This window comes from Methylobacterium oryzisoli, assembly GCF_046557895.1.
In the GTDB taxonomy this organism is placed as follows: Bacteria; Pseudomonadota; Alphaproteobacteria; order Rhizobiales; family Beijerinckiaceae; genus Methylobacterium; species Methylobacterium oryzisoli.
This window is the reverse complement of record NZ_JBKIBX010000034.1, coordinates 46,188-72,559: the sequence shown is the minus strand read 5'-3', so window position 1 is coordinate 72,559 and position 26,372 is coordinate 46,188. Positions and strand designations below refer to the sequence as shown.

Annotated in this window: 33 protein-coding genes; 20 read left to right on the top strand and 13 right to left on the bottom strand. The window is 66.3% G+C overall.

All coding sequences use genetic code 11. From position 1 onward, the window contains the following. Window positions 1-166 precede the first annotated feature (166 nt). Window positions 167-1,489 carry a TAXI family TRAP transporter solute-binding subunit gene (locus tag ACKUB9_RS25390; RefSeq protein ID WP_407528440.1) on the top strand — a complete coding sequence of 441 codons (1,323 nt, stop codon included), beginning with the start codon at window positions 167-169 and terminating at the stop codon, window positions 1,487-1,489. A 212-nt stretch (window positions 1,490-1,701) separates the two neighbouring features. On the opposite strand, the gene ACKUB9_RS25385 is transcribed toward ACKUB9_RS25390, so the two are convergent. The 6 genes from ACKUB9_RS25385 to nusG form a co-directional block, all read right to left on the bottom strand. Further along, on the bottom strand, window positions 1,702-2,361 hold the full coding sequence (locus ACKUB9_RS25385) for a hypothetical protein (RefSeq protein WP_407528437.1): 660 nt from the start codon (window positions 2,359-2,361) through the stop codon (window positions 1,702-1,704). Between the two features lie 133 nt (window positions 2,362-2,494). After that, the gene (locus ACKUB9_RS25380) at window positions 2,495-2,884 is read right to left on the bottom strand and encodes a hypothetical protein (RefSeq protein ID WP_407528435.1); all 390 of its coding nucleotides are present in this window, start codon (window positions 2,882-2,884) and stop codon (window positions 2,495-2,497) included. A 697-nt stretch (window positions 2,885-3,581) separates the two neighbouring features. Then, a complete protein-coding gene (locus tag ACKUB9_RS25375; RefSeq protein WP_407528432.1) occupies window positions 3,582-5,462 on the bottom strand; it encodes an anti-CBASS protein Acb1 family protein in 1,881 nt (626 codons plus the stop codon). Then, window positions 5,462-6,799, bottom strand: coding sequence for a phage terminase large subunit (locus ACKUB9_RS25370; protein WP_407528429.1), 1,338 nt, complete (start codon window positions 6,797-6,799; stop codon window positions 5,462-5,464). Before ACKUB9_RS25370 ends, ACKUB9_RS25375 begins: the two co-directional genes overlap by 1 nt. Further along, the gene (locus ACKUB9_RS25365; RefSeq protein ID WP_407528427.1) at window positions 6,750-7,268 is read right to left on the bottom strand and encodes a terminase small subunit; all 519 of its coding nucleotides are present in this window, start codon (window positions 7,266-7,268) and stop codon (window positions 6,750-6,752) included. The genes ACKUB9_RS25370 and ACKUB9_RS25365 overlap by 50 nt, the downstream gene beginning before the upstream one ends. Window positions 7,269-7,726: 458 nt before the next feature. Beyond that, the gene (gene nusG, locus ACKUB9_RS25360) at window positions 7,727-8,251 is read right to left on the bottom strand and encodes a transcription termination/antitermination protein NusG (RefSeq protein WP_407528424.1); all 525 of its coding nucleotides are present in this window, start codon (window positions 8,249-8,251) and stop codon (window positions 7,727-7,729) included. A gap of 446 nt (window positions 8,252-8,697) precedes the next feature. Here nusG and ACKUB9_RS25355 point away from each other — a divergent pair, with 446 nt between their 5' ends. Together ACKUB9_RS25355 and ACKUB9_RS25350 are read left to right on the top strand one after the other, a co-directional pair. Next, window positions 8,698-9,891 (top strand): ImmA/IrrE family metallo-endopeptidase, encoded by a 1,194-nt coding sequence (locus ACKUB9_RS25355; protein WP_407528421.1) that lies wholly within the window; start codon window positions 8,698-8,700, stop codon window positions 9,889-9,891. Next, a complete protein-coding gene (locus ACKUB9_RS25350) occupies window positions 9,892-10,404 on the top strand; it encodes a DUF4411 family protein (protein ID WP_407528419.1) in 513 nt (170 codons plus the stop codon). Window positions 10,405-10,414: 10 nt separating this feature from the next. Here the strand turns inward: ACKUB9_RS25350 and ACKUB9_RS25345 are convergent, their stop codons facing one another. The 3 genes from ACKUB9_RS25345 to ACKUB9_RS25335 are packed head-to-tail and all read right to left on the bottom strand — an operon-like array spanning window position 10,415 to window position 13,638. Beyond that, the gene (locus ACKUB9_RS25345; RefSeq protein ID WP_407528416.1) at window positions 10,415-12,769 is read right to left on the bottom strand and encodes a DUF3987 domain-containing protein; all 2,355 of its coding nucleotides are present in this window, start codon (window positions 12,767-12,769) and stop codon (window positions 10,415-10,417) included. A gap of 9 nt (window positions 12,770-12,778) precedes the next feature. Beyond that, complete coding sequence (locus ACKUB9_RS25340; RefSeq protein WP_407528414.1) at window positions 12,779-13,135, bottom strand: DUF6511 domain-containing protein; 357 nt, start codon at window positions 13,133-13,135, stop codon at window positions 12,779-12,781. A gap of 17 nt (window positions 13,136-13,152) precedes the next feature. Further along, a complete protein-coding gene (locus ACKUB9_RS25335) occupies window positions 13,153-13,638 on the bottom strand; it encodes a J domain-containing protein (RefSeq protein ID WP_407528411.1) in 486 nt (161 codons plus the stop codon). Window positions 13,639-13,695: 57 nt separating this feature from the next. Here ACKUB9_RS25335 and ACKUB9_RS25330 point away from each other — a divergent pair, with 57 nt between their 5' ends. From ACKUB9_RS25330 to ACKUB9_RS25295, 8 genes are all read left to right on the top strand, one after another. After that, window positions 13,696-14,034 carry a hypothetical protein gene (locus ACKUB9_RS25330; protein ID WP_407528408.1) on the top strand — a complete coding sequence of 113 codons (339 nt, stop codon included), beginning with the start codon at window positions 13,696-13,698 and terminating at the stop codon, window positions 14,032-14,034. A 1-nt stretch (window position 14,035) separates the two neighbouring features. Continuing rightward, on the top strand, window positions 14,036-14,602 hold the full coding sequence (locus ACKUB9_RS25325; protein ID WP_407528405.1) for a GcrA family cell cycle regulator: 567 nt from the start codon (window positions 14,036-14,038) through the stop codon (window positions 14,600-14,602). Continuing rightward, window positions 14,517-14,714 carry a hypothetical protein gene (locus ACKUB9_RS25320; protein WP_407528403.1) on the top strand — a complete coding sequence of 66 codons (198 nt, stop codon included), beginning with the start codon at window positions 14,517-14,519 and terminating at the stop codon, window positions 14,712-14,714. The genes ACKUB9_RS25325 and ACKUB9_RS25320 overlap by 86 nt, the downstream gene beginning before the upstream one ends. After that, the gene (locus tag ACKUB9_RS25315; protein ID WP_407528400.1) at window positions 14,714-14,986 is read left to right on the top strand and encodes a class I SAM-dependent methyltransferase; all 273 of its coding nucleotides are present in this window, start codon (window positions 14,714-14,716) and stop codon (window positions 14,984-14,986) included. Before ACKUB9_RS25320 ends, ACKUB9_RS25315 begins: the two co-directional genes overlap by 1 nt. Continuing rightward, a complete protein-coding gene (locus tag ACKUB9_RS25310; RefSeq protein ID WP_407528397.1) occupies window positions 14,983-15,321 on the top strand; it encodes a hypothetical protein in 339 nt (112 codons plus the stop codon). The genes ACKUB9_RS25315 and ACKUB9_RS25310 overlap by 4 nt, the downstream gene beginning before the upstream one ends. Before the next feature lie 142 nt (window positions 15,322-15,463). Next, a complete protein-coding gene (locus ACKUB9_RS25305) occupies window positions 15,464-15,694 on the top strand; it encodes a hypothetical protein (protein WP_407528394.1) in 231 nt (76 codons plus the stop codon). Next, the gene (locus ACKUB9_RS25300) at window positions 15,694-16,122 is read left to right on the top strand and encodes an ASCH domain-containing protein (protein WP_407528391.1); all 429 of its coding nucleotides are present in this window, start codon (window positions 15,694-15,696) and stop codon (window positions 16,120-16,122) included. The genes ACKUB9_RS25305 and ACKUB9_RS25300 overlap by 1 nt, the downstream gene beginning before the upstream one ends. Next, window positions 16,122-16,556: a hypothetical protein gene (locus ACKUB9_RS25295; protein WP_407528388.1), complete on the top strand. Its 435-nt coding sequence runs from the start codon at window positions 16,122-16,124 to the stop codon at window positions 16,554-16,556. Before ACKUB9_RS25300 ends, ACKUB9_RS25295 begins: the two co-directional genes overlap by 1 nt. A 41-nt stretch (window positions 16,557-16,597) precedes the next feature. Here the strand turns inward: ACKUB9_RS25295 and ACKUB9_RS25290 are convergent, their stop codons facing one another. Together ACKUB9_RS25290 and ACKUB9_RS25285 are read right to left on the bottom strand one after the other, a co-directional pair. Next, the gene (locus ACKUB9_RS25290; protein ID WP_407528385.1) at window positions 16,598-16,882 is read right to left on the bottom strand and encodes a hypothetical protein; all 285 of its coding nucleotides are present in this window, start codon (window positions 16,880-16,882) and stop codon (window positions 16,598-16,600) included. Between the two features lie 126 nt (window positions 16,883-17,008). Further along, complete coding sequence (locus ACKUB9_RS25285; RefSeq protein ID WP_407528382.1) at window positions 17,009-17,260, bottom strand: hypothetical protein; 252 nt, start codon at window positions 17,258-17,260, stop codon at window positions 17,009-17,011. Between the two features lie 77 nt (window positions 17,261-17,337). On the opposite strand from ACKUB9_RS25285, the gene ACKUB9_RS25280 reads away from it, so the two are divergent. The 6 genes from ACKUB9_RS25280 (at window position 17,338) to ACKUB9_RS25255 (ending at window position 22,921) form a co-directional block, all read left to right on the top strand. Further along, a complete protein-coding gene (locus tag ACKUB9_RS25280; protein WP_407528379.1) occupies window positions 17,338-18,648 on the top strand; it encodes a hypothetical protein in 1,311 nt (436 codons plus the stop codon). Window positions 18,649-18,888: 240 nt separating this feature from the next. After that, on the top strand, window positions 18,889-19,242 hold the full coding sequence (locus ACKUB9_RS25275; RefSeq protein WP_407528376.1) for a hypothetical protein: 354 nt from the start codon (window positions 18,889-18,891) through the stop codon (window positions 19,240-19,242). Continuing rightward, complete coding sequence (locus tag ACKUB9_RS25270; RefSeq protein ID WP_407528374.1) at window positions 19,232-19,528, top strand: hypothetical protein; 297 nt, start codon at window positions 19,232-19,234, stop codon at window positions 19,526-19,528. The genes ACKUB9_RS25275 and ACKUB9_RS25270 overlap by 11 nt, the downstream gene beginning before the upstream one ends. Then, window positions 19,518-20,117, top strand: a complete 600-nt coding sequence (locus ACKUB9_RS25265; protein ID WP_407528371.1) for a DUF1643 domain-containing protein — start codon at window positions 19,518-19,520, stop codon at window positions 20,115-20,117. The genes ACKUB9_RS25270 and ACKUB9_RS25265 overlap by 11 nt, the downstream gene beginning before the upstream one ends. A gap of 261 nt (window positions 20,118-20,378) precedes the next feature. Further along, a complete protein-coding gene (locus ACKUB9_RS25260) occupies window positions 20,379-21,398 on the top strand; it encodes a tyrosine-type recombinase/integrase (protein WP_407528369.1) in 1,020 nt (339 codons plus the stop codon). Between the two features lie 824 nt (window positions 21,399-22,222). Next, on the top strand, window positions 22,223-22,921 hold the full coding sequence (locus ACKUB9_RS25255) for a Crp/Fnr family transcriptional regulator (RefSeq protein WP_407528366.1): 699 nt from the start codon (window positions 22,223-22,225) through the stop codon (window positions 22,919-22,921). A 221-nt stretch (window positions 22,922-23,142) separates the two neighbouring features. Here ACKUB9_RS25255 and ACKUB9_RS25250 read toward each other — a convergent pair whose 3' ends face one another. Both ACKUB9_RS25250 and ACKUB9_RS25245 read right to left on the bottom strand, forming a co-directional pair. Then, on the bottom strand, window positions 23,143-23,397 hold the full coding sequence (locus ACKUB9_RS25250; RefSeq protein WP_407528364.1) for a hypothetical protein: 255 nt from the start codon (window positions 23,395-23,397) through the stop codon (window positions 23,143-23,145). Between the two features lie 126 nt (window positions 23,398-23,523). Then, the gene (locus ACKUB9_RS25245; RefSeq protein ID WP_407528361.1) at window positions 23,524-23,778 is read right to left on the bottom strand and encodes a hypothetical protein; all 255 of its coding nucleotides are present in this window, start codon (window positions 23,776-23,778) and stop codon (window positions 23,524-23,526) included. A 424-nt stretch (window positions 23,779-24,202) separates the two neighbouring features. Here ACKUB9_RS25245 and ACKUB9_RS25240 point away from each other — a divergent pair, with 424 nt between their 5' ends. The 3 genes from ACKUB9_RS25240 (at window position 24,203) to ACKUB9_RS25230 (ending at window position 25,315) form a co-directional block, all read left to right on the top strand. Next, window positions 24,203-24,406: a hypothetical protein gene (locus tag ACKUB9_RS25240; RefSeq protein WP_407528358.1), complete on the top strand. Its 204-nt coding sequence runs from the start codon at window positions 24,203-24,205 to the stop codon at window positions 24,404-24,406. A gap of 339 nt (window positions 24,407-24,745) precedes the next feature. Beyond that, a complete protein-coding gene (locus ACKUB9_RS25235) occupies window positions 24,746-24,907 on the top strand; it encodes a hypothetical protein (RefSeq protein ID WP_407528355.1) in 162 nt (53 codons plus the stop codon). Between the two features lie 189 nt (window positions 24,908-25,096). Beyond that, window positions 25,097-25,315 carry a hypothetical protein gene (locus ACKUB9_RS25230; RefSeq protein ID WP_407528352.1) on the top strand — a complete coding sequence of 73 codons (219 nt, stop codon included), beginning with the start codon at window positions 25,097-25,099 and terminating at the stop codon, window positions 25,313-25,315. Window positions 25,316-26,372: the final 1,057 nt, after the last annotated feature.

Here is a 26,372-nt window from a genome sequence, read left to right as displayed (position 1 = left end):
TCATCGTCCTCACCCCTGCCGCGGAGACCGTCCGCTAACGGGGTGTCTCAAGCAACCGTGGGGCGGAGGAGCTCCGACTCCTGAGACGGCCGCCACGGTCGTGCCGCGGCCCAGGAGATGGGGACGCCTCGCCCTCGTCGTAGCCTTCCTGCTCTGTGTCGCCGCCGTGTTCGCGGTCGCTCATTTCTGGTCGCCACACGCCAACTTGCGCGTCACTATGGGTCCGGCCGGCAGCACCGCTCACCGCTTCATCACGGCCTTCGTGTCCGTCTCTAAGGTCCAGCACCCCCGCGTCAACCTTGAGCTCGTGCAGGTAGGTGACCTCGCCGGGAGCGCCAAGGCGCTGGAGGAAGGCCGGACCGACCTCGCCATCGTGCGCAGCGACGCGGCACCGCCCGACAACGCTCAGACCATCGTGATCCTGCGCAGGGACATCGTGGCCTTCGTCCTGCCGCCCCACAGCCATGTCAGCTCCATCGCGAACCTGGCAGGCAAGACCATCGGCATCCCGTCAGGGCCGTTGCAATCCGCCAACGCCCAGGTTCTCGACACGGTTCTGTCCTACTTCGACGTGCCCACGAAGGACGTCGGCCGGGCCTTCCTGTCGGTGGACGAACTCGCCAAGGCCGTCCAGCAGAAGAAGCTGGCGGCGGTCCTCGCGGTCGGCCCCATGGCGCCGGGCGAGGTTGTCGACGTGGTCGCAGCGATCGCGCGCGCGACGAAGGGGACCCCGGGGATCCTCGGGCTCGACGAGGCGGAGACCATCGGTAAGCGCTTTCCCGGCTTCGAGTCGATCGACGTGCCCGCCGGGGCGTTTCGGGCGCGGCCCGCCACGCCGAGCGACACCGTGACAACGCTTGCCGTCACCTACCGGTTCGCCGCGTCGGAACTGATGCCCAACGTCGTGGCGGCGGCCATTGCCCGCTCGATCCTGACCACCAAGGCCAAGCTCGTGGCCATCACGCCGCTCGCCAACCAGATCGAGGCCCCCGATCCCGACGATAAGAGTCCGATCTTGCCAATTCACCCAGGTGTTGCGGCCTACCTCAGCAATGGGGACCAGAGCTTCTTCGACCAGTTCCAGCAATATTTCTATATTGGTGGCTTGGTCATCAGCCTCGCCGGGTCGTTGTTCGCGGCCGCGTCGGCCCGCTGGAACCGGCGGCAGTCGGAGGCAGACTGGCAGCCGATCAAGCGGCTGGTCGAGATCGCCGGCGCGGCGCCGCGCGCTGACGGGACAGCGCTTGCCGCATTGGAGAGCGAGTTCCACCGGCTCGTCTCGGCCGTGCTGGGTCGGTCACCTGGGGGAGGCGACACCGACCGTATGTCGGCCTTTTCGACGGCGCTGGCGCATGCGCGGCACGCCCTCGACCAGCGACGGGCAAGCCTCGGGCCGGATACCGGATCCCAGTCTCCGCCAACGCTCGTCGTATCGCAGCAGATGCTCCCCGCCTCGGCGGCTGGTTCGGTACTTCCATTCGAGTCCTGATCCAGCAGGGCTGGGGGCACGCCGACCGTTGCTTGCCCAGTTCGGTGAAGCACTAGATCGGCCTGTGTGCAGAGTGCCTCTTCTCTTACCCACGAGGTTGAGGAAGGGGGCGACCAGTGCCCTTCATCGTCCAAGACGTCTGAGGGAAATACTTGCGGGACAGCGTCATGGCCGCTCACCGGAGCACGCACCCTTGCAGGTCCAAAACAGCCTCAAGCCACGAACCGGGACTCGGACATGGTCTGCGGATCGGCGCCATCCCGAAAGGCCCCGCCGGGTTTCAGCATGATCGCCCGCAACCTCGCATGGCCGAGCACGCGACTGAGCTCGTGGTAAGCGAAATACGGAACCAGGGCGACCAGCAGTATCCAGGCGAGCGAGATCAGGCCGAGCGGGCCACCGGCGATCTCCGGGAGGACCTGCCCCACCGCGTTCCCATGCCACGTCCCCTCCAGCATCGCCTCCAGTACGTAGGCCACGACCAGGACGACGGTGAATGCCAGCGCGCGGTAGAAGATCACCGTGACGAGTCGTCCCGCCTCCAAGCGGCGCCCGATGAAGATGGAGCCCACGCCTGCCGCCTCGGCGATCAGCATGATCTTGGCAAACACCAGGGCGTTGATCAGGCCGAGCGCATAGAAGTGGTGGCTCGGGTAGCGCGGAACATCCTCGTTGATGCGGGCGTAGAAATTGAGGCTGAAGAGGATCAACGTCCCCAAGATGACGATGAGGTAGAGGGCAAACCAGAGATAGCGCTCGGCCTCATCAATGGCGCGCCGAGCCAATGAATGCCCGGAACCACCCGCGACGGGACCGCCGGGGTTCGGGGGCGAGGCTATCTGAGATCCCGTTCGATCCGGCGAGGGGCTCATGGGCTGGCTCCTGAGTTGGAACCGGAACAAGCGCAGCGGGGGGCGCTGCCGTGAATCTCACGTCCCGGCTTCCGGATGGCCGGCGGAGCGGCCCGGGCCAGTCGCTCCGGTCATGTGTGCGAGGCTTCGGCTCTCACTCGGCTGGACAGCGTTGATAGCTCTGGAGATTTCTGAATTCCGAACCCAGCGAGACCACGTTGTTCTCTCGCGACACGAGGATCAGGTTCGCGATCGACGGCTGCTGCTGTTCGCCGGTCGCGCATCGCATGTGAGCGGAGTAGATCGGGCCGGCCCGTCCTGCGGTTTCGTCGACCCAGTCTATCGTGCAGCGCGAGCCGGCGCCGGTGTATGCCGACGCGGTGATCGAGAGGGCCGTCTGATCATCCTTGACGCAGGATCGGTCGACCGGGACCCACTGGCCCCAGAATGTCTCCGGAACAGCCTTGTGCCGCTTGATATCCGCGGTTGCAGCATGGGGACCGACGAGGAGTGGGACGACCGCAGCAAGGGTGATGATGCGCATGCATGCCTCCTGCCTTTGTTCGATGCGCTCAGGACCTTCAGCGCTTGTGCCGGGCACCCGGCCGACACAGGGAGCACAAACCGCGCGCCACCGCTCTTCGGCAAGATGATGGGCTTACGCTGCTGTTCCGCGCAGCCGGCCGCGCTTCTGGGACTGCCCGCAATCCTCATTAAAGCTGTGGCGGCCAACATCCACTTGATCGCCCGAGACAGTGCCGGCCCAACCGAGGACATGGCCGGCCATCAGGCGTCATTGCTGACGTTCAAGCATGACCGTTAGCGAGCGCCAAGTGTGCTCGTCCCACATCGCTGAGGCCACCTCCTGCAAACCCGGTAAGTGCCGTGGAGCAGCATCCGGTGCTCAAGAGGGCGAAGCATTAGAGACGGATTTACCAACGCTCGCTGTTCCAAAGCCGATAGCTTGAATTGCGCCCTGCGCCGCGCTTCAGGCGCCGAGGTTTGTGGACGGAAGCCCAACTGAGAAATATAAGATGTCCAGAATTTGTGTCGGACTAAACATTCAGCGCGCATTCCAAAGTTCTGGAGCGGGTCAGAACCGCTGTCAGAGCGAGCGGTCACTCAAGTTCCCGGTGGGGTCGCAACCGGACTCTCACGGCGGGACCAAGTTTTAGTTGTCTTCCACTGGAATAATACCAGACAACAGGCAGCGCAGATCGGTCAGAGGATCACGAGTAAAATCATTCCGCCGCCTCAACCTTGTTCCGCCAGTTCTCATCGACGGGCTCGAAGACCTCTGGACCGAACACCAGCGGCCCGTTGTAGGGCTGGACGTTGGACAGGTCGGCATTCGAGGCGTTCCAGCTGAACGTGACGTGCGGCTGGTACTCGGGATGATCCCAGGAGGCGCCGGCGTCGACGCATTCCTGCCAGCGCCAGCGCAGCTCGTCGGACGCGAACAGGAGCACGATCGCCTCGCCTAACCGCTCGATCATGCGCGGGCCGCCGGCCTCGATCTTCAGCTGCTCGCCGTGCCACGTCTGGCCGACCTTCATCCAGTCGACCGGCGTGCGGCTGTAGGCGATGGTCACGTGCAGCTCGCCGGCGGGCATCAGGTTGGTGAAGCCCTGGCTGCGCGCCCAGGCGATCACGTCGTCACCGTTGGTGAGCTTGCGGCTGACGTAGAGCGTCCGCGGCGTAGCGTCGGCGACGGCGCGGCCGCCGGCGATCAGCCGTGGGGTGCGGAACGGGACGACGTTGCCGGTACCCGTGAAGCCCTCGGCCGGGTCGCCGTTCGCGTCGAACTGGTCGGCGTCGGGCCGGTCCTCGGTGAGCGGGGCGTCGCCGTGCTCGTCGTAGGCGGCGTCGATACCGGGCAGCAGGCCGCTCTCGGTGACGTAGCCCTTCACGCCCTTGCCCAGGATCTCCTGGGGCATGACGTTCGCCTTGGCGAGCGCGCCGATCGCGTCGGCGATGGTCTTGAAGGCATCCGCCTTCTCCTTGGCCGACGGTTGGTAGAGCGGGCGCCACTCATACCAGACCTCGGGCGGCCGGGTGCCGAGCGCGTGGCGGATGAGGAACTCGTCGAGACGTGCGATCGCCGGCGTCAGCTCGATCTTCTGCTTGGCCGCGCAGTGGTCGTAGTAGTTGCGGGTGTCGCTGTCCCCGGTGGCGTTCAATCCCTGCGGCGACTGGCCGAGGAGCCGCGTCGCCGGAATGTCCGCGGCCGCCGAGGCGACCATCAGGAACAGGCGGACGACGTCGGGCAGACCGGTGAACGACAGCTGCTTCTGCTGGAAGACCTCCCCCTCCGGGTTGTTACCATCGCCTTCCAGCAACAGCATCCCGAACATCGACTTCATCTGGGCGGCGTACTGGAACCGCTTGGTCAGCGCGTCGGTGCTGTCCTTGGTCTTGAGGTGATGCGAGAGCCCGGGGACGCTGATCACGTCCTGCTTGGCCTCGGGCAGCATCGCGTTGACGTAGGCTGCGCTGCTGGTGGCCTGATCGACGGCCTCGAACACCGCCTGCAGGACGCTGTCGCTCCAGCACTGCTCGGTCGAGAAATGCGCCGCCTCGAGGAGCGGGGCGCCCAGGAACCGGACCACGCGCGACGGGTGGATGTTCTGCGGCCCAGCGTCGGTGCTCAGCTGCCAGAACTCGGGCTCGCCGAACCAGGGCGATCCGGGATCACGGATCGGCTTGCCTGGGGTGATCTCGTAGCGGCCGAACACCGCCAGCCACTTGATCCCATCCTTGCCCAGCCGGTTCGGGTCGAGGGGCCTGGCCTGGTCGGGCGAGCCGTCCCCGACCACGATCACCGCCCCGCCGTCGCGCCGGGCGCGCTGGCTGGCGAGCAGGATCTTGCCCTGGACGTCGAGCGCCTTCTCGGCCGCCTCGATCGCCGCGACCTGGGCGGGCTTGGCCTGCCACGCGCGCCACTCGCGCAGCATGTCGAACGGCACGATTTCCACGATCTTCCGGGCGATCCAGTTGCCGCGATAGGCCGCCTGGATCTCCTCGGGCGTGCGGGGCACGAAGACGTGCTGGTTGCCGAGGGTCTTGTCCTTGGCCGTGCCCAGCCCGGACAGCAGGTTGCGGAAGCTGTCGACGATCCACATCAGTCCAGCACCGACGTCATGCCGTAGGACCGGCCCGTCAGCATCAGGTCGGTGAGCGCCCAGACCAAGGCGTCGGCCCGGTCGGGCGAGCGCGATCCCTGGTAGCCGGCCGAGGAGAAGTTGCTCATCTGCTCCTCCAGGTCGGGGAAGGCGCCGACGTGGACGACCTTGTCCTGCTCGTAGAGGGCCGACACGGGCTCGGCCCGCTGCGTCTTGCCGCGCGAAGCCGTGACCAGCGTGACGGGCGCGGTCCTGCGCACGGCCGCGATCGTGCTCGCGACCATGGCCCCGCCGAAGTTGCGCTCCGCCACGATGCGGTCGGCCTCCCAGTCGTCATAGGCCGCGAGCGCGGCGCGGGCCCAGCCGTCGGGCGAGTAGCGGGCAGTGCGGTCGTCGAGCACGTAGCCGCGCCCGTCGTTGCCCTTGCCCGCCACCACGATGCCGACCTCGTCGGAACGCTCGTCCTCCGGGCCGGAGCATCCCGAGGGATCGACCGCCACCACGATGCGCTGCATGCGCGCGATCAGGGCCTTACGCTCCTCCTCGTTCCGCGGAGCGCGTTCGCGGTTCCGGTCGATCAGGTCGAGCGTCCAGAGCGCCCCGTCGACCTGGGCCAGGAACTCGCCGGCGAGGAAGCGGCGCCGCTCCTTCTCGGGCAGGGCTGCCAGCTGCTCCAGGTAGTCGGCCGGCAGGTTGGCCATGTTGTCGGCCGGGTTCATCTGCACCGAGGCATAGCGCTCCGGGTGGTCCAGCGCGGCGCCGCTCGTCGGCTCGACGTGCTTGAACCAGAGCCGGAAGGTCCAGTGCCCGACCGTGGGCGGGTTGCAGTCCACGTACTCCTTCAGCGCGAGGCCGGACGCCTGCGCCAACCGGGTGACTGCGATGTTGCGCGCCCCGTAGGAGATCTGGGACGCCTCGTTCAGGAAGATCGATGAGTGCTCTTGCCCTAAGATCTTCTCGGTGCGCTCCTTGTCGTCGAGGCCGCCGTAGACGAGCCGGGAGCCGTTCGGAAGCTCGTGGAACCAGTCCGTCTTGTCGAGGTGGAGCCTCAGGCCCGGGAAGCAGAGCGAAGCGACCTTCGGCACCGTCCCGTAGATTACCGAGTGCTTGAGGTGGTTGAAGTGCTCGCGCAACACCGCGTGGGTGGAGCCCGGTGCCTTCAGGCCTCGGATCAGCAGCGCCCGGCAGATCAGGAACGTCTTGCCGGAGCGCGAGCCGCCCCGCAGCAGGATGTGCTTGGCCGGGCTCGCCAGGACGGCGTTCGCTTCGTGCTGGCGCTCCGTCAGCTCACAGCGATGCGTCGGTGCCGCTGATGATGATGCGGATCTCACCGGCATGCGGGCCCTTGTCGTTGAACATGCCGAGGTGCTTGCCGAGCTTCTCCAGGGCGGAGAGCTTGTCGTTCAGCTTGAACTTCACCCGGCGCACCTCGCGCGCATCCTCGCCCCGGCTGTCCTTGAAGTCCTCGACGGTCACCTCAGCCAGTGCCGCGGCCTGGTCGCGGGTCAAGTTGCTGAAGTCGAGGACCGGATCACCGTCCGGTCCGACCCGCATGTAGTCCTGCATGTTAGCGAAGCCGACCTTGGCCAGTTCCTCCACGATGCGCTGGACCGTCACGCCGGCCCGCTCTGCCCCTTCGGACAGCAGTTCCTGAACGCGAGCACGGATCTTTTCATTCCCGTTCAGACGGGAGGCATTGCCGTCGTTCGCCTTGTAGCCGGCGGCCACGAAGGCGGCGCCCACGCCTGTTCCTTTCGCGAGTTCCTGCGCGAACCTTTCGTGCTTGGGATTGGAGAGGACAGGCATGGAACGGCGATCGAAGATCTAAGAAAGGTGGATAGCGCCGCTTCTCAGCTTTTCACTGAAGCGGTCCGACTTGATTTCACTGCGGACGTGCGCTGTAGAAATCGAGCGTGCGCCGTGCGCTCACCATCACTTCCGGCAGATGCCTCTACCGGCCGGGCAGCAGCCCGGGAAGGGAGGTGATGATCATGGCGGCTCGCAAGGTCGGACGAAACGCGGGGTCCGGGCGCTTCACTACGGTGAAGAAGGCTCAGGCCAACCCGAAGACCCACGTCGTGGAGACGATCAAGAAGAAGTAGCCTAGCTACGACTTCGGACGCCGGCCGACTCACCCTCGGTCGGCGTTTCCTTATAGAAAAGCCCCGCCACGATCGCTCACCGCAGGGCCTTTAACCAATGCATCCGCACGACGTGGTTGCTAAACTGCAACACTCACGCCGTGCTCTGAAGCCATCTTGCTCTCATGCGGCGGCCAACCTGTCAACGTCCACGTAGAGGCGATGCTTCTTGCCGAAGGCACCTAGCAGCACGGCTATGCGCCGCCCCTCGGGCACCCGCATCACCTCGCCAATGAGGCCGTTCCACAGTTCGTCAGTGATGACGACCTTCTGCCCCACCGTGAATGTCGTGTGCCGGCATTGCGGCTCGTAGGCGCCCATCTCGTCGGCCGCCACCAGCATGCGCACGATCCAGGGCGGCATCACTGTGGGCGTCTCGCCCATGGTCACGAGGGAGCGCACGCCAGGTACCCTGAGGATGTCCCGCCAGGACTGCCCGGGCTTCTTCCCGACGAACACGTAGGCGGGAAACACGGGGCGCCGGACGATGCGCTTGCGACCTTGGCCCTGCCGGACCACCGCCGTTCGGCTCGGCACCACGGTGGCGAACGCGGCCTGTCGCAGCCAGTCGCTGGCCCGATACTCGCCGTGTCCGGCTACGGCGGCCGCGTAGTAGGTCAGGGTGGGATCGAACGCGGTGGCACTCATGAGGGACCGGATCTCCGTGGCGAGAGATCCGGACCGGGCGGGGACGTAGCGGGTGCGATCATACCCGGCGATCGGCCTCAACTCCTCGGCCTGATCTTTCTGTGTGGGTAAAAAGCCGACTCCTAGATAGAGCCCCTGAATCAGGGCTCTGGATAGAGAGAGGAGAGGAATACAAGGAAGAAGGGTAAAAAGATTTTTTCTTTTATTTATATAGAGTTACGCTCCAAATTTTCTGCCTGATCCGACTTTTTGCGGCCGGTGCAAAATGGGCGGCAACCCCTTATCGGGCTACCGCAAAAAGGTTCGTGCCGGCAGGGTGGAGGGGTAGAAGGGTCGGCAGTGCAAGCTTGACAGCAGAACGGCGTGTTCATTCTCCACCCGGTAGGGTAACCAGAGCGGCAGAACGTCGTTCTTCCTTCGTTCGCATTTCTGAGGCATGAAGGGCCATGGCCCGCGTCAACCCGGCAATCCTGCTCTGGGCACGTGAGACCGCAGGTCTCTCGCTGCAGCAGGCTGCGCCGAAGGTCGGCCTCAAGGACACGCGCAAGGGCTCGGCTGAGGACCGCCTCGCCGCTCTTGAGCGCGGCGATGAGGAACCGGCTAGGGCAACCCTGCTGCGAATGGTGAAGGCGTACCGCCGCCCACTCCTGACCTTCTACATGCCCAACCCACCAGCGCGCGCAGAGCGCGGCGAGGACTTCCGGACGCTGCCTGAGGATCGGAGGGCGGACAGTGCCGCCGCTGTCGATGCCCTCCTGAGGGATGTCCGCGCAAGACAGGACGGTGTCCGCGCGATTCTGGAAGAGGAAGGCGCCGAACCACTGCCATTCATCGCAGCACTCGACATCGACGTGGGGCCGGAGCAGGCCGCGGCTTACCTTGGCAAAGCGATTGGCTTCAGCCTTGAACGATTCCGAAACCAGCGTGGGGTCGAGGCCGCGTTCTCGTACCTTCGGAAAGCCGCTGAAGGTGCGGGCGTGTTCGTCCTGCTGATCGGCAACCTAGGTTCGCACCAGAGCGCAATCAGCCCTGACGTTTTCCGAGGCATCGCGCTCGCTGACCGGGTCGCACCGTTCATCATCATCAACGACCAAGATGCGAAATCGGCATGGTCGTTCACACTCCTCCATGAGCTGACGCACCTAGTGATTGGCGCGAGCGGTATCAGTGCGGGCCGGGCCGAAGGCAAGGTTGAGCGCTTCTGCAATCAGGTGGCGAGTCTCATCCTGATGCCGGACGCCGATCTCAAAACGTTCGATGCCGCCCTGGCGCGTGCGCCGGAACTGCTTGGCGTTCAGCAGGCGATCACGGAATTCGCAAACGCCAGAAACCTGAGCCGGCCGGCCGTTGCGTACCGTCTGCATCTGATCGGCGTTCTGAGCCAATCAACGTGGGAAGCAGTCAGTCAAGCCTTCCGTGACGAGTACCTCACAGATCGTGTGCGCCAGAAGGAGCGCGACAAGGCCTCGGACGGGGCGCCGGACTACTATGTGGTGAGGCGACATCGCATCGGTGCGCCGCTTCTGGATCTAGTCCGGCGCACGCTTGAGGAAGGTAACATCACACCGACCCGTGCCGCAAAGATCCTTGGCGTGAAGGCACGCAACGTCGGCACGCTGGTTTCGAGGAGCGCTGCGTAGGTGCTATACCTTCTCGATGCCAATACGCTGATCACAGCCCACAACACTTATTACGCGGTTGATCGCGTGCCGGAGTTCTGGGATTGGCTGGTGCATCACGGCACATCTGGTCGGGTGAAGATGCCAATCGAAATCTATGAAGAGGTGAAGGGCGGCACAGGCGACGCGGAAAAGGACAAGCTTTTCGATCGCGTGCAAACGAAGGCGTTCAAGAATGCCATCGTGCTCGCCGAGGATGTCGACATTCCGACCGTCCAGGCTGTTCTCGCGAAGGGGTATGCGCCCGATCTCAACGATGCCGAGGTCGAGCTGATCGGCCAAGATCCTTTTCTGATCGCCTATGCGCTTGTCGAGCCGGATAAGCGTTGCGTAGTCACAGGCGAGGTATCTCGGCCGAGCCAGAAACGTGCCAACAGGCGCGTACCAGATGTCTGCGCGTCGGTCGGAGCAAGAAGTTGCAACATCATCACCCTGATCCGACAGCTCGATTTCACCACGGATTGGCAAGCTTAGGTCGCTTAGTTCAAGGCTCAATCAGCCGGTAGAATGTCTTAGGTCTTCCTTTTGTCTTTTCCGACATTTCTTCGACCTGCCCACTGGTGACGAGGTACTTCATTACGCCGTCGAGCAGTCGAGCATCCATTCTACCATCCACGCGTCGATAAACCTCCGATCGTGTCACCGGCCGCCGCAGTTCCCGGATGAAGCTCAGTACAGCTTTCAGGCCAGCCTGGTGCTCGTTCTCAGCCATGTTCTCCCGCAGACCGGTCACGAACAGGCTGAATGACCAATCCACCAGCTTACGGGCGAAGGCCATGTCGCCCTCCTCGACGATCACGCCCTCCAGCCCGTCCTCGGCGAAGCGCCCGCAGGCGACGATGAGCGCCACGCGCTTCGTCAGCTCGGCGCCGCGACTCCAGGCCTCGAAGAGAGGATCGCGATCGGCCCGGCGCAGCATGTCCTCGTCGCGCTCTCGGCACTCGTCGTAGATCGCCTGCGCCTCGGCCGACATCTCCACCACCACCATCGGCGGCGGCCGGGTAGGATCCATCAGGGTCGCAGTCGCGCCGAGATGCCGGCGCGGGTCGACGCCTGGCGGCGGAGCGTCCTGAAACTCGAACAGGCGCCGCGCCGCCGCCGTGATGGCTTCGGGCACAACCTCCTCCGGCAGCACCTTCGCCTGCACGCCGACGCGCTCGAACCTCGGCAGCACCAGGAAGCGGTTGAGGAAGCCGTTGGCCACCATCTTGGCCCGCATCTGCTCGTAGAACGACGTGAAGGTGGTGGCGCCGTAGAGCGACAGGCAGGGCCGCTGGATCAGGATGTCCCCGCGCGTGGTGGTGGAGTTCGGGATGAAGGTGCCCATGCCCCGCCCCCAGAGCGTGCAGTAATCCTGCAGCAGCTCGGCCTCCTGGGCGTTGGCCATGCGGTGCCCGACCCGGCGCAGGATCTTGTCGACCTCGTCCACCACCTGCACCTGCACGGGCCGCTCGGCGAGCCGCAGCGCCAGCGACGAAGCGGAAGACGCTGCCGCAGTGTGCAGACGATGGCTCGATACCGAATCGAGGATCTGGCGCACCGCCTCCTGCGGCCGCTCCTTGCCCGCGCCGGTGCCGGCGATCGTCATCACGTAGAGGTGCGCGCCCGAGCGCGGCGTGCCGCAATAGACCCGCCGCCCGATCAGCGTGCCCACCGTCACCAGCGCGGCCGCCACGGCGAAGAGGCGAATGGGCTTAGGGCTCGTCGCCACGATCCAGTCAGCGATCTCACCCACGAGGCCCGGCACCTGCAGGTCCTCGTCAGGGAAGTCCCGGGCATCGCCGGATGCCGGTGCCTCCAGCACCTCGCCGGTCTCAGCGTCGATGGCGACGCCCTCGCGCATCTCGACGCGCCGGGGCTGCAGGTCGATGGTGAGGCCCGCGCCGAAGCCGAGCCGCCCGGCCAGCCACTCGAAGGCCTCGTCCAGCCCGCACCCCTTCGCCACCATCACGAGGTCGAGCGGCGTGTAGGTGCGATCGCCGTCGTGGAAGTCGCGAATGCCGTCGGGGTGAATCTTCAGGTTGGCTGAACGTTTCTCGAGCGGCCGCCCTCCGTGCGAAGGCCGCCACGTCGCGACACACCGATATCCGCCGAGCATGCGCCGCAGCTTGTAGAGGCCGAGATCCGGCACCCAGGCTCCAAGGTCGGCCATGGCCCGGTTGTTGAGGGTGCGGTGCGGCGCCTCTTCGCCCTCCGGCGCCTCGCGCCGCGGCGGGCGCTCCGGTTCGGGCGCGTAGCCGAAGGGCTTCAGCACCTCTGCGATGCGCTCGGCGACGTCGTCCTCGATCCAGGGCAGTTCGTCGGGCGACACGGCGTCCAGCGCCTGCAGCCGCGTCCAACGATAGGGCTGTCCTGTATCCGGATGCACGGTCGGTGGAAGCACGGTCTGCTTTCCCGGTCCCAGCAGATCCAGCACCCGCACCGGCTTACCGTCCGCGCCCGGAATGTTGAACGCTCGCGACGGAAAGCTGGCACTGCCGCGATAGAACAGCGTCTCGCCCTTCTGGCCTGCCTTGCCCACCATGGTCTCGGGCAGGACGGACAGGATCGCAGCGCGGATCGCGACATCGTCGGTGTCGATGTCGGCGCTCACCACCCCGCCCGAGGGCGGGCCGAGCACGACGCAGACCCCGGCGCCACTGTCCGACCAGCGGTCGACCTCGACATCCAGCGGCAGGCGGTTGCGGAACCGTGCCTGCCAGTCGTCCATGCCGATGTAGGAGCCGTCGGCGAGCGGCACGCCCGGACGCTTGGTCCCAGGGATGATGGGAATGGCCGCGTAGCCGAGCTCCACGAGGCGGGCTCCGACCTGGCCGTACGCTCCCGGTACGCTGCCCATGGCCATGGCTCAGAATGGAGCCAGGGACTTGGAGAAGATGCGGCGCAGCTCGTCCTCGAATCCCACGATGATCTGGTGCAGGAAGATCGACCACTCCTCTGCCGTCAGGGTGGCGAGGTCGGTCTTGCCGAGGCTGTCGAGGTAGGCGCCCGCGCGCTCTCCGGCCGCGTCGCGCGCCGCCCGCTCGAACCGGTCGAGGTCTCCCGTCGGCATGTCGTACACTCCTCGCCCGAGCGCCCAGCAGCGCGGGTCGTCGCACAGCCACATCACCGGCCGGCTCTGCGCGGGGGCCACGCCGAAGCCGTAGGCCCGGCGCCGGCAGACCCCGCACAGGACCGGCTCCCGGTCGCCCTTGATCCGTGCCACGGCGCCCTCCCCGACCATCAGAAGGGGATGTCTGCAGCGATCGCCGCCCGCAGACCCTCCGCGTAAGCGCGGTTGATGTTCGCCATCGCCGCGTGCGTGCCGCCCGCATCGGGGTGGTGCTCGCGGGCGAGCTGCCGGTAGGCGGCCTTCACCTCGTGCTCGTCAGCGGTCTCGCTGATACCGAGCACCCGCCACCACCGCGCGTTCTCGCGCTCCACGGTGCGAAGGGGCACGTAGGCCCGCACCCGGTCGAGCTCGTCGGGCAGGAAGCGCCGGCTCGCCACCCGGGTGAACTTGCCCTCCTGCTTCACCACGATGTGGCTCGGGCGGGCGATCTCGCCGGCCTCGGCGCGCTCCAGCGCCTCGTCCACGGTGGCAGGTGCCGGCTGGCGGCCGCGCATGTCGCGCCACCACTTCTCGGCCTTGGCGCGGGCCACGCCCTGGTGCTCGAAGCACACCCACTCGGCGTGGCCCAGGAATCCGCAATCGTACTCCAGGCGCACGAGCGCGGCGCGACGCTGGCCGAGCGGTTCCCGCTGCCGCGGGCGGCGGAGTGAGCCATGGCCCTGCCCGACGACCTGCGCGCCGATGCCCTGACCTGGGCGCTGATGCGCAACACCGTGCTGATCGGGGCGGCCGAGCGCGCTGCCGCGGCGATGACGCCGATCTTCGACGTGGAGGAGCGGGCGCTCGCGACGGTCCGCCTGCGCCTCGCCCAGGCGCGGCGGCACAGTCAACTCGCCGTCGACACCTTCGGCATCCTCTCGGCGCGCGTGCCGGCGGTGCTCGACGACAGCGCGATGATCACCGGCCTGCGGCCCTTGCCGGCCGAAGTCGTTCCGCTGCCGCGGCCGCACCGTCGCCCCGGCCTGCTGGCCAATTCCGGCAAGGCGCGCTGAGATGGCGGCGCCCGCGAGCTCGCGCTGGCCAGCACCCGCGCTGCGTCGCATGGAGCAGCTGTGGCGCCAGGGCCTGACGGCCGCGGACATCGCCACCTCCTTGACCATCCAGTTCGGAGCGCGGCGCACGCGTTCGGCCGTGCTGGGACAGCTGAGGCGTCTGGGCCATGACGGACAGCAGGCTCGGCCGTCCCTGGCACCTGAGCCCGCGCCTCCCGTCGCGCGCCAGCCCTACGTCTTCAGCCCGCTCGTCGCGCCGGCCGAGCGCCCCATCGAGGGCTACGCCCTGCAGGACCTGCCCCTGTGCGGTTGCCGCTACCCGATCACCGCCGACCGCGTGCTGCCGGATCGGCACCGGTTCTGCGGTGATCGCGCCGCTGCGGGCCAGCCCTACTGCGCCGAGCACTGCCTGCAGGCCTACACCGACCGCGGCGAGGGAGGGGTGAGCCGCGCCGAGCTTCAGAGGATGCGGAGGAATCCCGATGCGATCGAACCTCGTCGACCTCACCGTGCGCCTGCACCACGAGACGCCCATGGCCGTCCTCGTCTCGCTCGACGGCGACCGTGACGAGGCGGTGTGGCTGCCGAAGTCGGCGATCGAGATCGAAGCCGATGCAGGGAAGGCGACGCACACCGTGACGCTGCCGGAGCCGCTCGCGATCGACAAGGGGTTGGTCTGATGCAGGCACCCGAGACCGGCGAGAGCACGGCCACCATCTACCGGCGCATGGACGATGGCGCGTGGACCGAGGTGCGGCAGGCATTGCGGGAGGGCGGCCGCCTGTTCCGGCCGGCGCGCCTGCGCGACTGCTACCTGCAGATGCCGGATCCCTACCACCCGCTGCGCCACAACCGCAGCCTCTCGGCGGCGCGGGTGAAACGCCTCGTGCAGCAGGGCGTGCTGCGTCAGACAGGCGTCGACACCTACCAGCTCGCGGAGCACAGCCCGTGAGCGCCGCCCTGTTCGCCCGGCACTGCATCCGGCTTCCCCTCGTCCTGAGCGGTGATCCGGACGAGGTCGGCGTCGTGCGCGACGCCGACGGGAGCGAGGTCTTCACCGTCAACACCGAGGGCACGTGGCCTGACGAGAACGCCCAGGCGGTGGCGGCCATCCTGCTCGGCCGAGCCAATGTCGCAGCCCCGCGCGTGTCTGCGGAGTTGGCGGAGATCTTCGCCTCCGCGCTCGAATCCATCCGGGCGATCCTCGCGCCTGTGGCCGAGGAGAGCTCTGCCGCGCTGGCGGCGTTGCAGGTCGCCGAGGATGCGCTGGCGGAGATCGCGCCGTGAACGCGCCGCGGCTCATGCACACGCGCCTGTTCCGCCGTGGCTGCAACTACTGCGCTGGCCGGGGCCGCATTGTCTTCACCGCCGAGGAAATCGTGGCGCGGACCGTCGCTGAGGCGCGGGCTGCGCGTGAGAGGAGCGCTTGATGTCCGCCGCCCCGCTGCCCCTGCCCGATCTGCTCACCGACTGGACGCTGGTGCCGGCGCCGCGGCCCGACGGCGCGGTCGATCTCGTGTTCAGCTTGTCGGGCCCGGCCGGCTCGACCACGGTCTGCCTGCTGCTCTCGCGCGACGAGGCTCGCGCTCACGCCCGGGCGGTGCTGCGCGCCGCGGGGGATGGGGCGGGGCGGACGCATCGGCCGGAGGGCGCACGCTGATGGTCGCCTACAGCTTCAAGAAGCGCTTCGCCGAGCCGATCCTGCTGGGCGCCAAGGCGCAGACGATCCGGGCGCCGCGCAAGCGCCATGCGCGGCCGGGCGAGCAGATCCAGCTCTACACCGGGATGCGCACGAAGCACTGCCGCCTGCTGGCGCGGGTCACGTGCCGCGAGGTGGTGCCGGTGCGCCTCTGCTTCTCCCGGCATGGCGCGGCCGAACTCATCCGCATCGGCGACCGGCTGATGGCGACCGCCCTCCTCGATGCCTTCGCGCGTCAGGACGGCTTCCAGGACATTGGAGACATGGCCCGGTTCTGGTGGGCCGAGCACCCGCCGGCTGAAGGCGACACGCTCACCTTCGAGGGCGTGCTGATCACCTGGACCCCGATTCAGAACCTCGACGCGCTCGCGGCCGGGAGGGCGGCGTGATGCGGCGCCTCGTCATCGACAGCTGCGCGGGTGGGGCTGCCTCAATGAGCAGTGTAGGATTTAACGTCGTACGCTTCGAAAAGCCTGAGAATTATTTCTCTCATATGGATTTTGGAAGCTTCATATTCGTCATCACTGCATGGGCTAACAATAAGTCGAAAGGTTCGATACCTCGACGGGCCGCCGCCGTTTTCGAACCGCACGTTCAGTATGAAGCGACCGCCGAACGAGGATTGTGCGCACGCAAGCGCTATTTCTTCGATCTCTCGACGGCTCTTGCTCGGACGCCTCATCTTGGCATTCTCCGTGTCAAGCTGAGCATGCAATCCGAACAGGTTGCAGTCCTTGATTTTCGTCAAGGTGGCGTGCGGCCGACCGAGGCGACAAGCGCCGGTGCAACTCGCGCCGAGGGACTGAAGGAGCGAGGCCGGTGAATCGCCCCCTCGTGATCGACAGCTTCGCGGGCAGTCCGGCTTCAGTGCGGTGTAGGAAGAATGGGATCGTCCCGCTCACCGAGAGTATCCAGTTCCGTGAGAATGCGATTGAGGATCCACGCCGCGCCCTCTTTGCCTCCGATCGAGGCCGGGTCGCAGATGTAGAGGCTCACCAGATCGTCGAGCGCGACCTGCAGGGCCGCACGCTCCCCCTGCTCGACAGTCAAGGCCGGGCGCAGTCTGCGCGCCGCCCGCAGCGTTTCGGCGACCTTCGTCAGGATGTCTTGACACGCTTCCGCAGCGGCGCGCGTCTCATCGTCGTTCATCCCCAAGCCTCAGTATCCTTGGTCACGCGCAAAGGTGGTGTGCACTACGTGCGGGGCCAGGACTGGGGAACTGGTCGGCTTAGGCTGGCAATCGCAGCGACACGCTGCCGATCGATCGCCACCCGATCAATGCTTGGTGGCTTCCGGCTTGCGGTCGCTACAATAGATGCTGCGCAGCATCCGATGGATGAACCGGATCACCGGCATAGCCTCGTCCTCTGCTCCATCCTCGATGTCCAGATAGTAGCTCGGAAGCTGACCAACCCGCCGTGGAGGCAGAAGGCGGATACTCCTAATGACGTGCGCGCCCGGGAAGCCCTGGATGGTGTCCAGTATCATCGCTTCGACTTCGAGAGGCGACATGACGGGCTGGCGCATGTGATTCGATCCTGGATCGCGCGGCACGGTAGCACGCTGCGCTACAGCGTCAGCTCGGCCAGATGGGATCGGCCGTCATGAGATCTATCGGCTTAAGCCCCGACCTCTTCGCCGTCGGCGCCGAGCGCCTCGTCTACGGCGAGGCCGTCGCACTCACGATGCAGCCGCTTTGCCGTGAGGTGACGATGCCCTCACTCGCCCCTAACGTCGTAGCGCCTGTACATCTCGGCCGCCAACTCTGCCACGGTGCGCAGCACGGGCTTCATGTCACGCTCGCAGCGCATGAAGCCGACCGCGACGCTGGGACACTCTACAGCATTCCCGCTGTCGTAAACATGGATGCATTCGATCGCATCTCCGTTATGCAGCTTCCTCATGTGCTGCAGAATATGCTGCTCGATCTGCGATTTCGTCATTTTTTGTTTTGCGGACAAAATAAATCACACCTGGATAAGCTCAGCGGACGCGCTGATCGGCATTGGTATGCCCGCGATTGCTATCGCAGCGCAAGCTCACAACACGCGGGTTTGTCCTGCGCTCACGCGCGCGCCTCCCTGCGCCCCCCGACCCGATCTCAATCGCTGTGGGGTGAGCCGATGACGACGAGCCCTTCAACTGCGGTCGAAGCCGGTCCCGCCCACTCGCGCCTCGACGGCAATCCTCAGGAACAAAGTCCCATTGGATCAAATCCGAGGAACAGCGATGGGACGAACCACGATCGAAGCGCGAACGGTGAGTTCTCCCGTCTGGACGGCGCCGAGATCTGGCTCGGCCTCACCCGCCAGGAGCAGGCCGAGATTGGCGCCATCGCCATCGAGCTCGTCGCGACGTGGCGCCTGCAGCGGCGGGTCTACGAGGACCAGCTTGGCGACGTCCTCCAGCGCGCGGCCGACGCCGCCGACCACGCGCTGATCAGTCTCCTCGACGGGGCTGTGGTGGACGTCCTGCCCGATGGCGCGCTGGAGGCGGAGGACTGCGTGACGCCCCGCGTGCCCTCGCTGCTGGGCGGCATCTGCCGGGACTGCGGCTGCACCGAGGCGGATGCATGGCCCGGCGGCTGCGGCTGGGCCTGCGACGACCTCTGCACGACCTGCGCCGCCGAGAACTCGCCGCCCGACGGCGGCCAGGACGCCGCCCCAAACTTTGACCGCCGTGGAGTGAGGACGATGGCTGAGCCCTTCACCGCCGCCGACAAACTCCGCTGCGCCGACCGCGAGCTGCGCCAGCGCCACCGCGTCTACCCGCGCCTCGTCGAGAACGGGCGGATGACGCAAGCCGAGGCAAACTGCGAGACGGCCTGCATGGCAGCGATCGCCGCGGACTACCGCGCACGGGCCTCGGCCGAGAAGCCGGACCTGTTCACCGGGATGCCCGAGGTGCGCCCATGATCCGCCTCGCCTGCTGCGTCCCGCACTGCCGGGAGATGATCCGGGCCGAGCAGATCCAGGAGGGCGCCCCGGGGTGGCTCTGTCGCGAGCACTTCGCGGCCGTGCCGGCGATTCGGCGTCGGGCCTACCGGAAGGCCTGCAAGCGGCTGGGGAGCCATCGCGCACCACCCGCCGTCCGGCTGTGGCGGCGCATCCGGGCGCAGGCGATCGAGGCGGCGGTGGGGTTTGGGGAGGTGTGCGATGAAGCGCTGGTGGGTCTGGAAAGACACCATCGTGCTCGAGGGCGAGCGCTTCGTCGCCACCTTCCATCGCGCCGAGGACGCCGCGCAGGTCGTTGCTGACCACAACGCGGCGATCGACGGCGCTCCCATCCGCAAGGCGGGCGAGGTGCTGGACACAGTCATCGCCGCCATTCCGCGCGATCGCGAGTTCAGCGTTGCTGAGATCCTGGCAGGCGTCGAGGCGCTTCGGAAGGAAGTCTACAGCGCCATCGGCTACCTCGCCCGACGCGGACGGATCGTGCGGCAGCGATACGGCCGGTACGCCGTCGCTTCGCTGCCTGCGGTTGCTGCGGGAGGCGCCCATGTCGGCTGACCCCGCCCGCGCCGCCTGGGAGGCCTACTGGCTCGGCTTCATGCTCGGGCCGGGTGGCGTCGCGCCGGCCTGGGACGACCTGCCTCCGGATGGCCGTGCGGCGTGGGAGCGGGCGGCGGAGGCGGCGATCGCGGCGGCCGTTCCGCAGGATCTGCGGCGGGCGGCCGAGGCGTGCGAGCACGCGCCGGGCGGCTCGTGGCAGGAGGCGGACGCTTGGTTCCGATTCCAGGCGCGGGCGGCGGCGTTTGCGTGGCGGCTGCTAGGGAGGGGGAGCGATGCTCACTGACCTCCAGACCCGCGACCTGTTCGGCGTCGCCTTCGCCGACACCATCAAGCGCTCCGCCACGCTCTCGCGCTGCGGCACCTACCGCTACACGCTGACCCGCACGTGGGGCGAGGGCGGGCACGTCTGCTTCATCGGCCTGAACCCGAGCACGGCCGACCACCGCGTGGACGACCCGACCGTGCGGCGCTGGATCCACTTCGCCCGGGCTTGGGGCTACGGCGGCTTCACGGCCGTGAACCTCTACCCGTTCCGCTCGTCCTGCTCGACCGACTGCCGGACCTGGTCGCGGTGGCAGGAGAACGGGCCAGACTACTGCGCCCGCGATCAGCTCTGGGCGAACGAGAGCCACGTCGTCCGGGAGGCGAAGGCCGCGGCCCTCGTGGTGGCGTGCTGGGGCGCGGGGACGTGGGACCCCGAGTACGTCGACCATGTCTGCGAGCAGGTGCAGGAGGGCGAGGCGCCCTGGCCGGACCTGATGTGCTTCGCGCGATCGGCTGACGGCAGCCCATTCCATCCGATGGCGCGCGGGCGTCACCGCGTGCCGGATTGGGTGCGGCCGGTGGTGTGGCGACAGGGGATGGAGCGATGACGACTCTCCCGCTCGGTCTCGTCCCGCGCGGTCTCACCCGCGAGCAGGCCGCGGAGTACTGTGGTTGCGAGAGCCTGCAGGCGTTCGAGGATTGGGTGAGACGGGGCATCGTGCCCGGTCCCATGGCGGGAACCAGGCGCTGGGACCGTAAGGCGATCGATCGCGCACTTGATCGGCGCTCGGGCCTAGTCGAGGCTGCCGTATCCTCATTCGAGGAGTGGGCGGCGGCCAATGCGGACTAGGCTCAGGGGCATCAATACAGTGCGTCGTCCGCTCGCGGATGGGCGGACCGAAACCTACTACTATCATCGGGCTACCGGCACGCGCCTCCAAGGCGAGCCTGGCACACCCGAGTTCCTGGCTTCGTTTCAGTCCGCCGCGAAGGCTGCGTCCGCCGACCGCTCGGCCGAAACAGTGGCTTGGCTCATCCGGCAATACTGCGACAGCCCGCAATGGAAGAAGCTCGCGGACTCTACGCGCGAGATCGGTGCGCTCAACCTGAAGGCTGTGGAGGACAAATGGGGCACGACCCCGCTCATGCACGCACAGAACCCGAAGGCGCGCCCGACCTTTCTGCGCTGGCACGACAAGCTAGCGGAGACGCATCCACGGGCTGCCGACGCGAAGCTCTCCGCGCTGGCTCGCGTGCTCTCCTGGGGACTCGATCGCGGCCACGTCACCCACAATCCCATCGCCACGTTCGAGAGGGCCTACCGAGCGCATCGGGCCGAGAAGATCTGGCTGCCGGAGCACGTCGCGGCCTTCGAGGGCGCAGCACCCCCCGAGTTGCGCCTCGCCCTCCTGCTCGCGCTGCACACCGGCCAGCGGCAGGGTGATCTCCTGCGCCTGCCGTGGTCCGGCTACGATGGGACCGCGATCAGTCTCCGCCAGGGCAAGTCCGGACGGAAGGTCTGGATTCCCGCGACGAAGGCGCTGCGGGCCGCGCTCGACGCGGCTCCGCGGCGCGCGGTCACGATCCTGACGAAGCCGGATGGGGAGACGTGGACCAAGGATGCCTTCACCTGGGCATGGGGACGAGCGTTTGAAGGGGCGGCCCTGCAGGAGGACCTGCACTTCCACGACCTGCGGGGCACAGCGGTCACGATGCTGTCGGAAGCCGGATGCACGCCGCAGGAGATCGCGACCATCACGGGGCACAGCGTCGCGTCGGTGAACAAGATCCTGGAGGTCTACCTCGCCCGGACCCGCAGCCTCGCGCAGAGCGCCATCATCAAGCTCGATCAGCATCGGCGCGTGAAGGAGGCGGCCTCGGATGGATGATCCGATCGCTGCATACCGCTGACTTGAAAAAGGCACCTCGGCGCTCTCACCCGAACCGAAATCGGTTTGCAAACGCTCCATAAGCCCTTGATCCGTAGTGGTGGTGGAGTGAGGGATTTTGCAAAATTCTGCTGAGAAAACACAGGAGCTTAGTCTAGCTTGAGGTGCTAGTTGGGCAACCAGTGGAGGTTCGAGTCCTCTCGGCCGCACCATCCTGAACCGATCGAGGTGTCGAGGATGGTCGCCAGGGTGAGTGGCAACACTCCGACCCGATTGTTGCAAACCTCTTCGCAAAGTCCGAGCGTCATCCGTTCCCGGTGACCGCGTTCCTGCGGTGCTGGTCGAGCGTGATGATGGCGCTTTGCGCGAGGCCTCGCGTCCGCGCCAGACAGACCTCTAGGACGCGGTCGACCGATGCCACGGTGTGGCCGGTGATGGTCGCGATCACCTGCGGTGTGCAGCCGGCCTTCCGACGGCATCGTGCCTGCCGTGCCGCGCGGATCGTGGAAGTAGAGGGGCGCCCTGCTCGCCGAGGCCGGCGACGAGCGCCTCGGGCGGATCAGTGCTCGCCGCGACGGATGCAGCCAGTCCCGCCGCTGCCGGCGTTCGACAACCCGTCGCGGCAACGAAGCCGTACCTCGGGCGCTTAAGTTGGAACGGGAGTAAACCGGTCCTGGCGACAGCAACCATCTTCAAAACCTGTTGAAAGGTCGAACCGACGCAGTGCGTGTGCGTTCTGTTCCATCAGTCTGGACTGGTATTGGCTACCTGCCTCCATGGCGCCCGAAGTGGGTGACCCGTGCCGTGCCCTAAGGGGGTGCAACATGACGAACCCCTTCGTTCGAAAGCTCCTGAGAGGCGTGGATCTGACCGCGCTCGATCAGGGGCGCTTGGTCGAGGCCGTCTCGCGGACCGAGGACATCGCTCCTCACACGGTTCTGATGCGCGAGGGAGGGCTGCACGACGGCGGCTACGTCCTGCTCAGCGGTTTCGCCATCTGCCACAAGCTCCTGACGAATGGGGAGCGTCAGATCGTGGCGTACCGCGTGCCGGGCGATGCCGACGGGCTCCATGGCATCCACACGGAGAGTGCGGACTACACGGTCGCCACGCTCACGCCGTCCACCGTGGCCTTCATCTCACGCGGGACGATCGACGGCTGGCTCGCCGACAGTCCCGGCATCGCGCGAGCGCTCTGGTGGTCTCTCCTCACGGAAAGAAATTATCTCTGCGCGGCGCTGACCAATGTCGGACAACGTCCGGGTCCTCAGCGCTTGGCGTACTTTCTCTGTGAGCTTCTCTCGCGTCTCAGAGCTGTCGGATTGGAGAGAAATGGTAGTTTCGATTTGCCGTTTACATATAGAGATATCGCAGACATGTTGGGATTTACCGAGGTGCACGCCTGCCGGGCGTTCAATCGTCTGCGCGAGCTGGGCCTGCTGCTCAACGATCGGACCAGCGTCGTCGTGTCGGATGTCGACGGCTTGAAGTGCTTTGCCGACTTTGATCTGACATGCTATTGAGCAAGATGTTAGTACAATAAGACGACTCGCACACTTTCCTGTCAGTCGTGCGCGCATGGCTCCGATGCGGAACTCGGCGGCGATTACGCTGTTGCTTGCTTCAATGCGGGGCGAAACGGCTCTGTTTCGCACCAAAGCACAATCTGCAAGTCAGCGGCGCGCCACCTATGTGCGCTGATGGAGAGGAGCGCATGGTGAGTCCGATGAGATCAAGCGTCTGCTCACAGCCTGTGATCGTGAACACTGGAGAGGGTGGCCAAGACGGCCTGCTCGTGTTCGTTGCTAGGCAGCTCGTGGCAGTACTTGTTCTCCTCGAAGGTAAACATAATCCTGACGCGACGCACCGGGGTAAGTGGTTCCTCGAAGCCGGGTTCGGCCCATGTCAGGATTGGAACAGGGGGCAGATCTTCGAAACGCAGAACGAGGCGATCGCCTGGGTTCAGGATCAAGTCCTGACCGACGAAAGTGGTGTCCATTAGCCGAGAACCGATTCAGGTCGCGACCAGCAGATCAGCGCGACCGGTTTCACGGTTCATCCGCCGAGCGGTCGTGCTTGAGTTCTTCTCAATGCAAGCGTGCTCCGATCGAGATCGCCGTGACCCTCATCCGCCCCGGACCTGTTCGGCGAAATCCTCCGGCACCTCGCCGAACTGGCCGAGGATCGCGACGCTCTCCAGCTCCCCCGTCTCGTCGTCCGCCACGATCCGCAGCGCCGCCGCGCCCGGCATCCGAGCCGCGATCGCCTCCGCCCGCTTGAGCGCACCGCTCTCGGTCGGCGCCACGTCCCGCTGGCCCGGGCGCAGCTTCTTGCGGTGCACCTCGAACGTCTGCACCACGAACGTCGTCCGCATCCCCATCACGCTCTCCTCAACCTGCCGTCCCCGCTCCGCACAGCCCGGCAGCGTGGCCTTGACCGGGCACTCCCGGGGTATTCGTTCTTTTTTCGTTCTAGCAGAACGGAGGACAACGGGTGAGCCTCGACCGGGTCGGCGAGGAAGCGATAGATCGTAGCGGGCTGGTGCGCATCCCCTTCATGCGCATGACCCTCTGCGCCGGCTTCCCTTCCCCGGCCGAGAACTTCATCGGGGCGCCCTCGCACTCCCCGCCGGCTCGCCCCCGACTCCGCCGGCGCCGTCATCGGGCGCGTGCGCGGCTGGTGCATGAAGGGCGCGGGCATCCACGACCAGGACTTCGCCGAGAAGCCCTTCCGGACCAGTGAACCAATGGCTGATGCCGGTTGTTCGTAGATGAGGCGAGGATGGAGCCACGCGGATGGGCGTCATGGACAGGGCTTGGCGGCCGGGCCGGATCGTCGAGATGGGCACGTACGGGCTGGCCCGGTACGCGGTCATGAGCAACGGCGACACGATCTGGTGGGGCTCCGAGGAGAAGGTCCCGGACCAAGTGGCTTTGGCAGCCTGGGCGACGGAGGCCGACGGGGCGCGGCTGCGGGCAGCGAGGACCAAGGAGTCCGAGACGGCCTGATCCTCCGGCGACACCCTGGGCCCTCTCTGTACCGCACCGTGCTGATCTCGATCGACGCAGGCGGACAGGGATCGGACAAGGATGCCGTAGACCCGTTCGAGCATCGCAGAACCCAGCGGCGGCCCGAGATACCTTTGTTCGAGCGCCGACCACAGGGAGCACCGGTCGTGTCGGTCAGGTATGGTGCTGCCGCAGCCGCACTGGTGACGACGATCGCGGCGCCCGTCGCAGCCGGGGCATGGGGCATTCCCGGGTGCCCCAACCTCCCTGCATACCATCGGGCTTTGGGCACCCTTCAGGGTCTGACGACCTGCGGTATGACCATCGAAGAAGCCCGCCGTGTCGTCGCGGCTCATGACGGTCCGGCAGCCGCAGATCAACAAGGGGCGCCGGTGCCGCGCGCCCATCGGCACCGCCATCGGAAACCGCAACACCACGGAGCGGCTCGCGATCGGCGCGATGCCGTACGCTAGAGCAGGCTTCGATCAGGTTGAACCGTGAAGCCTGCTCTAGGTTTTTGATTTTGCCGCATTTTCTGCGACGAACCGGCATCCATTTCGTCGGAGAATGCTCTAGGCGGTCCGGTCGTGACGTGCACCTCTACGGTTCGTCCGCTTCAGTCGACGATGGCCACCTAGCCCGCCCTCGCCGATGCGAGCAGTATGGAGGGCCGACCCGGCGGAGGTCACCATGGCCGAACTGCCCGAAGACACCCCGCTCGACATCATCGAGCAGCTGATCGCCGAGGGAGAGGCGCGTCGGGTCGAGCAGGCAACGCTCGTCGAGACCCAGGCTCGATGCGGACAGGACATCGCAGAGGCCCAGCGGCAGCTGCAGGAGACCGAGGACACCCTTGCGGCGCTGCACTGCCGCCGGGAATACCTGCGCGCCATGCAAGCCCCGCCATAAGCGATCTCACCCCGGAGGAGACGCTGTGGGTGGTCGTCCTGGTGCTTGGCAGACCTCAGGCCCAGCAAGGATGCGGAACATCGCACCGTGTTCCATGGACCGCCCTGGAGTGTCGCAGCGGCCGATCGGATGGGGGCCTTCCACCTGAGGTTCTTGAGGCTGACGTGCATGGGCAAGCCGGGAAGATCGATCCCGATCCGGGAAGGCTGACGTTCTCGCGGCGTGCAGACTCACGTCTCGATGGCAGTCCAGATCTCATGCAGGCCGCTCAGGCCATCGAACCAATGAACCCCGCGGTTCGCGTCAAATCCATGCTTGGGGTACGAGGTGGCCAAGTTGTTCACGAGCCTCTCGGCCATACCGCGATCGTGAATGGCTCTAGCGAGAACGAAAGAGCGTCGGTGCGGTGCTTCGTTCATTTCACGGACGATGATGGCATATGACAAGAGCGCCCTCCATGATTGCTTGCAACCGTGATTTTCGGAGATGCAACTCTGAGGCGCGCCGGCTCGTTCAACCAATCTGATCTGATAGTAAATACACCGTTGAGCGGTTCTGTGTGTTGCGGGCCCGACGCCTGAAGGTTAGAGGGTCGACCCCGACCGGCCGGTGAAGCTGCTCGTGCGCAGAGTGCTGCGTGAGAACGAGCGCCATGGCGCACCCCTCGTCACTCAGCTTGCGGTATCTGTCGGCCGCTCAGGTTGAGCGTGGCTGTATGGGCTGGGCGCATGACCGCTGCAAGGTCAGCCCCCGGCCGACCACCGACCGCCAGCCTTCGACGCACTTGGTTCGCCTCTTGCCGAAGCGGCTGGCCTGCCGTGAACCGGCATGCAAATCGCGGACATAAGCACGATTAAAACGCTCAAAATTTGGTCCAAAATCGCCAAAAATAGTCATAGCTGGATCAATGAACAGAGGAGACCTGTGAATGAGAAGCTTTGGAGAAATGAGCGCTGCTTCGAAAGGAGCAACGAGTGGATTCGACTATTGAGCGCCGAGACCGTCACCGCTTGATCAGGGCGCGACGGTCTCGGCGAGCCCGCGCGGCGGCGCCGGA